This is a genomic window from Bradyrhizobium sp. 17, from assembly GCF_023073515.1.
Lineage (GTDB): Bacteria > Pseudomonadota > Alphaproteobacteria > Rhizobiales > Xanthobacteraceae > Bradyrhizobium > Bradyrhizobium canariense_D.
On the sequence record NZ_JADPJQ010000047.1, the window covers coordinates 17079 to 27478 of the forward strand.

The 10400-nt window shown below is 59.7% G+C and carries 8 protein-coding genes and 1 pseudogene; 3 read left to right on the forward strand and 6 right to left on the reverse strand.

Going from position 1 to position 10400, the window contains the following annotated elements; all coding sequences use genetic code 11:
- Positions 1 to 1197 precede the first annotated feature (1197 nt).
- Positions 1198 to 1875: a Crp/Fnr family transcriptional regulator gene (locus IVB13_RS08445; protein ID WP_247488349.1), complete on the forward strand. Its 678-nt coding sequence runs from the start codon at positions 1198 to 1200 to the stop codon at positions 1873 to 1875.
- A 1611-nt stretch (positions 1876 to 3486) separates the two neighbouring features.
- Positions 3487 to 3711: a hypothetical protein gene (locus tag IVB13_RS08450; RefSeq protein ID WP_247488351.1), complete on the forward strand. Its 225-nt coding sequence runs from the start codon at positions 3487 to 3489 to the stop codon at positions 3709 to 3711.
- Positions 3712 to 3731: 20 nt separating this feature from the next.
- Here the strand turns inward: IVB13_RS08450 and IVB13_RS40155 are convergent, their stop codons facing one another.
- From IVB13_RS40155 to IVB13_RS08460, 3 genes and pseudogenes are all read right to left on the reverse strand, one after another.
- Positions 3732 to 3854, reverse strand: coding sequence for a hypothetical protein (locus IVB13_RS40155; RefSeq protein WP_256467685.1), 123 nt, complete (start codon positions 3852 to 3854; stop codon positions 3732 to 3734).
- Between the two features lie 558 nt (positions 3855 to 4412).
- Positions 4413 to 5084, reverse strand: a pseudogene (locus IVB13_RS08455) (TCP-1/cpn60 chaperonin family protein); the annotation flags it as partial.
- 91 nt (positions 5085 to 5175) lie between these two features.
- Positions 5176 to 5436: a DUF1488 domain-containing protein gene (locus IVB13_RS08460; RefSeq protein ID WP_247488352.1), complete on the reverse strand. Its 261-nt coding sequence runs from the start codon at positions 5434 to 5436 to the stop codon at positions 5176 to 5178.
- A gap of 871 nt (positions 5437 to 6307) precedes the next feature.
- Between IVB13_RS08460 and IVB13_RS08465 the strand changes: the two genes are divergently transcribed.
- On the forward strand, positions 6308 to 6952 hold the full coding sequence (locus tag IVB13_RS08465) for an NYN domain-containing protein (protein ID WP_247488354.1): 645 nt from the start codon (positions 6308 to 6310) through the stop codon (positions 6950 to 6952).
- 1695 nt (positions 6953 to 8647) lie between these two features.
- On the opposite strand, the gene IVB13_RS08470 is transcribed toward IVB13_RS08465, so the two are convergent.
- The 3 genes from IVB13_RS08470 to IVB13_RS08480 all read right to left on the reverse strand — a co-directional run.
- Positions 8648 to 8842, reverse strand: coding sequence for a hypothetical protein (locus IVB13_RS08470; protein ID WP_247488357.1), 195 nt, complete (start codon positions 8840 to 8842; stop codon positions 8648 to 8650).
- Between the two features lie 140 nt (positions 8843 to 8982).
- Complete coding sequence (locus tag IVB13_RS08475) at positions 8983 to 9219, reverse strand: PilZ domain-containing protein (protein WP_247361381.1); 237 nt, start codon at positions 9217 to 9219, stop codon at positions 8983 to 8985.
- 799 nt (positions 9220 to 10018) lie between these two features.
- Positions 10019 to 10400, reverse strand: a 382-nt coding sequence (locus IVB13_RS08480) for an outer membrane beta-barrel protein (RefSeq protein ID WP_247488361.1), incomplete at its 5' end; no start/stop codon positions are given.

The following is a 10400-nucleotide window of genomic DNA, read 5'->3' on the forward strand; positions in this document are numbered from 1 at the left end:
TCGCGCTTCCAGCTCAGCCATCATTTCGACCGTGGCCTGTTGCGTCTGACGGTCGTTAATGCGGTCCTTAATACGGCGGTAGCGGAGGATCTGATCATCGATGGTTTTGCAATTATCGCACATGTCTCACCGCTGCAAATAACTCGGAAGTCATCTGACCAGCGGAGACGCCTTACCCCGCCACTGGTACATTGCATGTCGCGCAATGGAAATCTGGGCCAAACTCTGTTTGCACAACTCTAAAGCCGTCCGTGACACTATTCACGGTTGGTCTGTCGACGCCTTTGAAGTGAGACAAACTGGCGGTGCCCGTTCTGCCACATTGCGGGCAACGCAGCCTTTCATCCCATTTATCGGTCATAGGGTCCCCTGTTTCTTAAGACGGTATCCTCTCGGACGGATCGCCGATGTCCGAAATTGACCACCCGAGCGATTTATGTTGAGCCACTGAGATGATTTTCAAACTAGGCCACCGAGGCCGGAAGTAGACCAAGCACCAGCCCGAAAATGGAACGGATTGGCCACCGGAACGTATGCCGAACCGTCACCATCGAATGACCCCTCTGGGTCAAAGGCTCGGAACTGAGGATATTCCGTCCGAGCTCGGCGCGGCGGTGCACTGGGTTTGGTTGGACGGATGACATCTGCGTTCCCCGAAGTCGGCGGGAGCATTACCTATCTCTCTGTCGCCGATAACAGCCGGTCGGAGCGGCGATTGACCTAGTTTCGCTCAAGTCATGGCTGCGGGACTGGTCAATATTGACCAAGACTCCGAATTGGTGCGAGGGGTGTCTTCTGGCCAACGTCGTGCGTTAGCGGAAGGAACCATCTGCCACTGTTTATTTAGGTTGGAGCTGGCACAGGCTCACCAAGGCAGCGAGACGAGGGTATGGCAGGTGCTGCAGAATTCTTCCGTGTTTGAGGTGCGGCAAGCCTATGCGGCTCGTTTGTATCGAACCTGACCAGCCCGGTCATGAAGTCCGAATTTTCGAGTGTTCGGAATGCACAACAATCGGTAGGTTCAAAGCCGTGATATAGTCTCAGGTGCGTATTGCGGCCCTCTTGGCAACGCTCGTCTGCGGCGAGGCGCAAATGGCACAACGATGCGGAGAGTGGAGGGCTTTCCGTCTGGCCGGTTTAGCGGCGCGGCTCGGGCGGGACAACCAAAGCGGGCGTTGATGGGAAGCAAAAATCGGCATGCCAGGCAAGGCCAATCCACCGTTTGACCCGAAGGAGTTTCTCGCCAACGTAGGCGAAGGAAAGACCATCCTTAAGTTTGGCAAGGGTGACGTCATCTTTGCCCAGGGAGATGAGGCGAACACGATCTTCTATATCCAAAAAGGGAGGGTGAAGGTCGTCGTCATATCCGAGCAGGGCAAGGAAGCCGTGGTCGGAATCTTGGAGCCGGCTCAATTCTTTGGCGAAGGCTGCATGAACGGCCATTCGGTGCGGATTGCGACGACGACAGCGATGGAGGCCTGCCTGATCACGGTGATCACTAAAAGGGCCATGCTCGCGGCGCTGCACGACCAGCCCAAATTCTCCGAGCTGTTCATGAGTTACCTGCTCACCCGAAACAGTCGTGTTGAAGAAGATCTGATCGACCAGCTCTTCAATTCCAGTGAAAAGCGACTGGCGCGCCTACTTCTCCTCCTGGCCAATTTCGGCAAGGAGGGGAGCCCTCAACAGATCAGCCCAAACATCAGCCAGGAAACATTGGCCGAGATGATCGGAACGACCCGATCTCGCGTCAGTTTCTTCATGAACAAATTTCGCAAGCTCGGCTTGATCAACTACAACGGAAAGATCGAGGTCAATAGCTCGCTACTGAACGCCGTTTTGTACGACAAACCCGAGATCCAACGCGACCCATAAGTCGAGCAACATCTAGGTACCAGAACCGGCGGACGCACGCGGCGTCTAGGCCAGTTACTGAAGGGGATCTTTCGGGCGTGATCCCGCAATCCTGTACGCGAATCCATTAGCCAGACAGCGCGCTCAAATACTCGGGCGGAATTATATGTCGGCCTGAGTTCGCAGCCGTATTTAATTTCCTGGGTGTGCGGGAGTCTTGCGCTTGCTCATCCGCCAGCAATATCAAGAGCACTCCCCATAGCAGGCACACCATGAAGGAGGCCCCCAGAAGGGGTTAGCTTGAGCATGAATGGTTCCGCGTAACTTCGCGGGAGCATGGGACGCTCAGTCGCCGATAACTGCCAGGGCGCGCGGTGATGCCGTAGGTATAACCACTTCCAGCCGATTAGCGAGAATCTGCGGCCTATTTCCAATCCGCCGGGACGAGGCCCTGCTGCAGTGTCGGCCGTTCATTAACTCTATGCTCTTACTGTTCTGCAGACATGGTCACGATTTGTGGTTCATGAACGGAACGGCGGAAGACGTGCAGCAGATCGAAACGAATGACCCTATCGAGGCCTGACGTAGCCGCTATGCCCAGTATCGAGGACTAGTTGCCACCGTGACCTTTGGCCGCGCAACGGTGAGAGGCATGGTCCGATCGGTCAAGGAAGACAGCTCTTGTAGCCCAGTTCGATGGTTGATCACTATCGCTCCGAGAGAACAGGGCAATTCGCAAAGTGATCGGCCTCCGACAAGATACCGTGAATATTCCGCGCCTGACAGTCAGCTCGCGATCCCTGCATGCCGACGTGCGCTTGGTCTCAATGAGCAGACGGCGCCAGCCACTAATCGCGCTGCAAATCATTGCTGAGGCCGGCTTGGTGATCGGAGTTCTTTCGGGGCGGAAGGCCTGAGGCGCCCTAGGAATCCAAGGCTCTCCTCGGTCCCCGCTACAAACCGTTGCTGCTCGGCTGGAGCGCCTTGGAGGTGCCGGGACTTCTCAGGAAGCCTTAAGTGCCCGCAGAGGACTGAGAGCCCCGCGAGAGCAAGCCCGTGCCTCTTGTCGTCCGCTCTGAAATGACGACGGAGCCACCGCGCGACTTCCGAGAAGAGCCCAACAGGCGACATGGAATTGAAAGAGAGGCCGCGACAACTGAAGCGGCCCTGCTTCACTGGCTCAGGCGCGACCTTGTCGCGTCCAAGGCCATCTGTATTCTCGCGAATATGTCGGCGGCAGCCTGTCCAGCACTAATTTCGCGGCAAGCAGCGTCAACAGCATTGCATGTCGGCCCTGACCCCGAGCGGGATCAAGCGTATTTGCAGCGATGAGCTTTCGATAATGTGCAATGTTTGAAGCGTGAACGTACTGCGACATTCGGATCTCCAAAGGTCTCTTAAGGAAGATACCCATCATTGAGCCGCGCCTTACTTGGTCAGCACCCGATCAACGGGCGCTTTCAGCCAACCTTTCTCCCGCTGAAGGGATTCGACGGCGCGGCTGAGAGCCGGCACATCCGAGGGGCCTCTAAGCGAGCCGAATCGACATTTCGATAAACCGAAATAGTGCTTGCGCCGTCGGGCAAAACAGTGGTTGATAGGGTGCTGGTAGTCGTCAGGGGAGCCAGCATCGTGGCCGATGAACACGAAACATCTTCAGAGCTATCGAAGATAGCGAAGCTTAACGGAGACTTCAGGAGGAATTACGGGACGCTGCTCGGAGCCTTCCTGTATCTGCGCTCGATCAGTGCCGCACGCGGACGTTCCTGGTTTTTGGCCGGCTTGATTTCGCTCGTTTTTTCAGCGGCGATGGGTTGGGTTGGGAAGCACGGCTTTTCTTGGCTAGTCGGCGGATAGCCCCGTGAAAACGCTCGGCTTCAGCCGTCCTCGGGAGGACATTCGGGACAGGCGTCGCCGATCGACTCCAGCACGTCCCGAATCTCGGCCACCGCCTCGTGCGGAGACAGTTCGGCCGGTGCATCCTGTCTCGCGAGTTCCATTGCTCTGTCGCTAGCGTGCGGTCGGTCCTCATGCCGTCATGGTCGCCACCTCGGCTGGCTCTCGATCGAGCTCAGCGTTGCGGCCGCTTCAAGACGTGGAGGGCCGGCTTCATCTTGTTGACGGAGTACAGGCCCAAGAATGAAGCCGGTCGCGAACAAGCTGCCTCGAATAAGGGATACGCCTAGCGATGCGAGACCTGGCGCTGCCGCTCTATCGCTAAGGGAGAACGAGGGGAGCTAGACAGGTCGAGCGATCGACGTCTGTACCAAATTGCTCAGTCAATTGGGTGCCGACACTCTCGGGATGGCCTGAGGCGCCGGTCCCTGCAGTCTGGCGCCTGCGCCCTACGGCGAGTATCTGCCCCGCGATGCTTCTGGAAATAATGCATTGCCTGACTTGGAGTATGTTGTCGATCAGCCCGGCCCTCGTGGCCGGGCTTTTCGCTTGGGAGGCCATTCGCGGTCGATGCCGGTCGAACAGCAGCCTCATAGTCTTCTACGTCCTGGAGATCGGTCCATCCCGTCCCTTTTCTGCGGTTCGGCTATGAGCGAGTTGACCTAGAAATCCATACCACCCATGCCTCCCATGCCGCCGCCACTTGCAGGCACGCCGCCGCCTGCATTCCTCTTCGGCACCTCGGCCACCATGGCTTCAGTGGTAATCAAGAGAGCCGCGACCGAGGCCGCGTTCTGGATCGCCACGCGAACCACCTTGGTCGGGTCGATGATGCCCTTTGCGACCAAGTTGCCGTACTCACCGGTCTGCGAGTCGAAGCCGTAGGAGTACTGCTCCTTTTCCAGGATCTTGCCAACGATGACCGAGCCGTCTTCACCGGCGTTGATCGCGATCTGGCGGGCGGGGTAGGACAGTGCCTTGCGCACAATCTCGACGCCGGTCTTCTGGTCGTCGTTCTTGGTGCGCAGGCCCTTGAGCTGCCCGGAAGCACGGAGCAGGGCGACGCCGCCGCCCGGGACGATGCCCTCCTCAACCGCAGCGCGGGTCGCATGCATCGCGTCATCAACGCGATCCTTGCGCTCCTTGACCTCGACTTCGGTCGCGCCGCCGACGCGGATCACCGCGACGCCGCCCGCGAGCTTGGCGAGACGCTCCTGCAGCTTCTCACGATCGTAGTCCGAGGTGGTTTCCTCGATCTGCGCCTTGATTTGATTAACACGCGCCTCGATGTCGGCCTTCTTGCCGGCGCCACTGACGATCGTGGTGTTCTCCCTGGCTTTTGTAATTATTTCTAAATTTGCGGTCGGAATGAACTACGTGGCGTAAATCGAGCCTTCCGCGTCCACTAAGACGTGGGTCTTCGTTTCAAAAATTAGCGGCGACCAGATCGTAAGAACCCCTGCTGCCGCGGACGTACACCCTGGCAGCGGCGGCACATATCGCATCACGATTGAAATCGAATGCGTTCAGGAAACCCGATTCATTAGGGTGAGCATCCGGTTGAAGTCGCCTCAGCGCGTCTTCCTCTATGAAAAACGACGCCTCTAGCGCACTATCGTATCCCCAAAAACGCACGGCATGCCGCGTTCGGTCATATGAACGACTGTGATTTGGAAACTCGATCATGGTGGGTCCGATCAAGTTTGCGCACGGGGAAGATATGCTGAAAGCAATCTGGCGGCGCTAAGCCTTAGATGGCTACTCTGGAATCGGATTACAACTGCCCGCGCCAATTAAGTCTACGACCAGCCTCGTGAATTGGGCCATGCTGCACGCGCTGGATCCGCCCTCCATGCTCGTCACCGTCAGTCTTGGCGGCGCCACCAACGCTCCTGCCCAAGCGCAGCCGACCGGGCGCTCTACGCGGCCAAGGAGGGCGGGCGCGATTGCCTGGTCATGTCCGGACCGGTGGTCGTCTGGCCGAGGACGAAGCGCGTCGTCGGGGCTTGGCTCAGTTGGCTGAACGGCTCCGCCGCGGGCCGGCTCGGCTCGTGTCGAGGCCACCGTCCGACTGAGGCTCGGCGAACAGCAGCACCTCGAATAGCACCCGATTTGCCCGATATCTGGCTGCGGAACGCTTGCCTTCCGACCCGTGCATAAGCGTGCGGCCGTCGGCCGTGCACAAGAACCACCACCACGTGCGGCCGCGCTTTCGCACGTGGGTCTCGAAAACAGGAAATCGCATCGCACCGCCAACCGTCAGGGGGACTTCCCATTGTGCTTTGTCTTACCGATGCTGCCGCGGGTTCAGATCTGCGTGCCCAAGCTCGCTCCTGGCGATCGACGGATAATCCTTCGTTGAAGGAAAAATGCTTTGAGGCAGAAACAATTGCGCGTAGCCTCCGACCTGTCGGAGCTGGGATTCCGCCGGAATGAGGGTGAGCGGAAGCGAGACCCAGGCCGCCCGACCTTACCTAAACCTTTTTGCTTCAATGACCCAGAGCCCGGATAGAAGCGCCTGTTTCCGTCCTGGAAACCAATTTCCGGCAGCGTCCAAATGTCCGCACCGAGCAGGATCGCGTTCTTCATCGATGGCGCCAATCTCTACGCCACCGCAAGGACGTTGGGATTCGACATCGACTACAAGCGCCTGCTGAAGGCGTTTGAGGGCCGCGGCACCCTGGTTCGCGCCTACTACTACACGGCCGTCATCGAGGATCAGGAGTATTCGTCGATCCGCCCGCTCGTCGACTGGCTCGACTACAACGGCTACACCGTCGTCACCAAGCCGACCAAGGAGTTCGTCGACGCCGGCGGCCGCCGCAAGGTCAAGGGCAACATGGACATCGAGCTCGCGGTCCACGCCATGGAGCTTACCGGACACATCAACGAGATGATCCTGTTTTCCGGCGACGGTGACTTCCGCTCGCTGGTCGAGGCCGTGCAGCGCCGCGGCGTCCGGGTCACCGTTGTCTCCACCATGGCCAGCCGGCCACCGATGATCGCCGACGAACTCCGCCGCCAAGCCGACGTCTTCACCGACCTGGCGGAGCTGCAGTCCACGGTCGGCAGAGATCCCTCCGAACGCGGCGACGTGCGCCAGAATGGCGCGCCGATGAGGCGCGGCGCCTCGCGACCCGGCGGAGCTGAGGATTCGATCGTCAGCACGCGCGAGCCCAGCGAGAAGCCGAGCGACGAATAGCGGTGTACCCGTGAAGTTGATGACGCGACGATGTCGCGTCCGCATTGCTCGGCAGACGAACTGAGGCCATCCAGCGGCGTAACACTCGCGGCGAATTTCGAGAGAGATCGCGCCCCGGTGAGCGCGACCGAAGGCCGCCGATCTGTCATCCGAGAGCGAAGAGACGCCTAAAGACAGCGCACAAGCCCGACGTGGAGCAGCCGCAGAGCTGACCACTCCCAAGGAGCCGCCTCGGGCGGCCTCTTTCTTTTGCCGGTACACGCCCACGGCGTGCGGTGGGGCGACCAGCCTCTCACCTCCGGAATGAGCGATCGATGTCGCGCAGGAGAGCCACGGCCGCATCCGTATAGCGCCCGTAGGACAACTGCTGATCTGCAAGACTGGCACACGCCAGTACAAGAGCAGCTATGGCCACGCCCTTGATCATGTCGGGATATGATGCCCGGAGCTGGTTAAGGACCGGCTAAATGGCCTTGCAGCCCCAGGCAGCCCCGGCCTGCGGTCCTCGTGGGCCTGCGCTCGCCACTCGCCGCAAAGAGAGTGAACCTTGCCGCTGAGCGTCGAGACCAATGAATATCCGGGATTTGCTTATCCCTCTCGGGGCTGGAACGCCGCCGCCTACGCTTCATTTTAAGCGGGCGGCGTTTTCCGGGGCGGATCCTTGCTAGCCTATTTCGGCGTGCTGAATGTGCTCCCCGTGCATTCGGCCCGACGGACCGCCGGCCCAACACCCGCCGCGATGCCGCCTAGGCCGGCGGTCCAGGCCTTTCCAGTCAGATGGGTGACCCGTTCGTGTAGCAGCAGCACCGATCAACGCTCTCGCCGACCAGTGGCCCGACCACGTCCGGCTCTCCGATCTCGAACCCCGCTTTGTCTGCAAGGCGTGCGGAGTCGCCGTGCCAATGTCAGGCCCGGCAGCGAGCCCAGTGAAGCTGAAAACAACTCAGCCGATACGCAGCCAAGCTCGGAACGAAAGTGCGTCATGCGCTTCACACCCACGCCAGGCAGTAGATCGCCGCGCCGCCGATCGAGCCACCAGTAATCGACAACTTTGCCAGCCGCGCGTGGCTTGGTGTCGGGATGGTCTCCGTCTGCATCCGCAAGCACGAAGGTGCCCCAAAGCGGCAGCTGTGAACTCTGCTTCGACGATGTCCGGCCGAGCGTTTATTTCTATTTGGACGATATACCGAGCTGCCGGCTCGGCCGGGCCTGGCGCCGAAGCGCTTGAGCAGGCCCGCAGACTTGCAAGGGCTGAACGCGTACACGAACGACGCCAAGGTGCCATCGATCGCCATCATTTGCGCTGGCAAGCTGTGCTCAAAGGTCACCCGTCGGCTTTCTTGTTCTTTGGTCTTGACGCATGGGCAACTGAACCGTTGCCTCGCAACGTAGTGAGAAGCAACCACAAGTCGTAACCACGATGGGGAAATTCGGCAAGTTGGTTCTAAGGCGAGTCCAGGCGAGAAAAACCAAAGATGAAGATGAGCTTGCCGCGTGAACGGTCTGCTTCTGGCCCGTCTCGGACCAACTGGGCCGGTTCGATTACCTCGGCGACAGTATCGCGCGGGCCGTCGTCCTGAACAATGCCGATCAGCCAGCCGATCGGTGGTGCCCGCGTCACGCTCGCGCGTCAGGTGCGCCAGCACTATCATGGCGAGGTCGTAGCTCAGCTCGATCTGCTCGGCGGATCAGAGGTTAGCTTGCGAGCGGCTTCAGCCTTAATTGCGAGCCGGTAATCTCCGCGCGGCCACTGGCGAGGAGCCGCTCGACGATGGCATCGCTGATTACCTTGACACCGAAGCGCCAGCCTCCGCGCGGCCGCCGCTCAAACGGGCCATGTTGGAGCAAGCGCAGGAAGTAGCGCTCGTTGTAGTTCTTCTGGTCGTTCATCACTTAGCCCCGCCTCTTGCCGGCGAGGAGGACCGTGATTTAGAGCTTGCGATAAGTCAACGGGTTGCCGGATCATGGGCCAGCGTCTTGGCCTGAGCCCATATAGCCTCGGTAACCAACCGCCAGCACCAGGATGATGATCAGGAAAACGCAACCCCGATCCGTCGCTCCGAGCGCCACACCGCTCGACAGGAAAGCTGGGACTGCGCACTCGGAATGACGAGTGTGAACTCGTGCGGAATGCCAGATGCGCTGGGCACGTCCAGATTGGCGCCCAGGTCGGAGAAGTTTCGGACGACGCAACTGAAGGCGCCCCCGGGAAACTCGATGATTGCCGACTTAAATACACGTTGACGGCGTGCGGTTCGCTTTTCCATGGGGACAAAGTTTAAACCAGATTTTCTTACAGATCGATAAAGCTGTCGTGGAAAGGCGGGAGTACATTCTGCGGGCAAATAGAGAAAGCATTTACCGTGGGCTGGTCCAGCGAGAGTCTCCTTCCAGTGGACCTGATGTCTTCACGCGGGCATCGGAGGTTGTGCGAGCGAGCGCAGAAAACCTTACGCCTGCAGTGTTCCGGAAACGCAACGCCTTGTCCGCCGTCCAGGTCTGCTCACTAAGAGGGATTGGCAAGCTGGGGATGCCGGAGCGATGGCACAGTCACGGTTACCGTTGGTGCCAAGGGGACGCCGCAGGAGCATCAACAACTGCTGGCGATGGCTAGGCGGCGACCAGATGAGATCGCCCGCGCGCTCGGCAGTACAGAGCCAGTCGTGCGAGGCCGCGCGCATCTCCATAACATCCCGTCGCGACTGGTGATGCAAAAGCGGAAGAGGCCATGATCAAGGGCGTGGCATAGCTGGTCTTGTATTGGTGGCGGCCGGTCTTGCGGACCAACAACTATCCCAAGGACGTTATACTGACCGCGCCCTGGCTATGCTGCGCGAGATCGAGCATTCCTTCCGGCGATAGGTGAGAGCCGGCTAAACCCGCGCCACGGCACGAGCACGGCCTTGGTGCTCCAGTCCCGCCGGACGTCCGCCCCGCGCAACGCAGGGCGAGGAGACGAAGCGCCCCTCGATGTCCGATAAACACGCAATCCTGGCGCCAGTCATTCCGGCTCATGAAAAAGGGCCAGCCCCGAGGCTGACCCTTTTAAGTATATTATGTAAGCCGTCAGTAACGAGAAGCCGAGGCAGCGCCCCAATTGAACCGATAGTTCAGGCCGGCCTTGATGGTGTGCTCGTCATTGCGGAAGCCGACGGCGGTAACAACACCAGCGGCGCTGGTGAAGAGAGCGTTCCGGGTGCCGAAGTCATAGTACTGGTATTCGACCTTGCCCGACCAGTTCTGGGCGAACAGGTATTCGAGACCACCGCCTACGGTGTAGCCGTCGCGACCACCGCCGTTGTTGGTGAAGGTGCCGCCGCCGAAGCCATTCGTAAGGCGGGAGTCAGCCCAGGCATAACCGCCTTTGACGTACACCAGCGCCGGACCCCAGGTGTAGCCAAGGCGACCGGTGACCGAACCGAGCCCACGGTTGACGAAGGGATTGTCA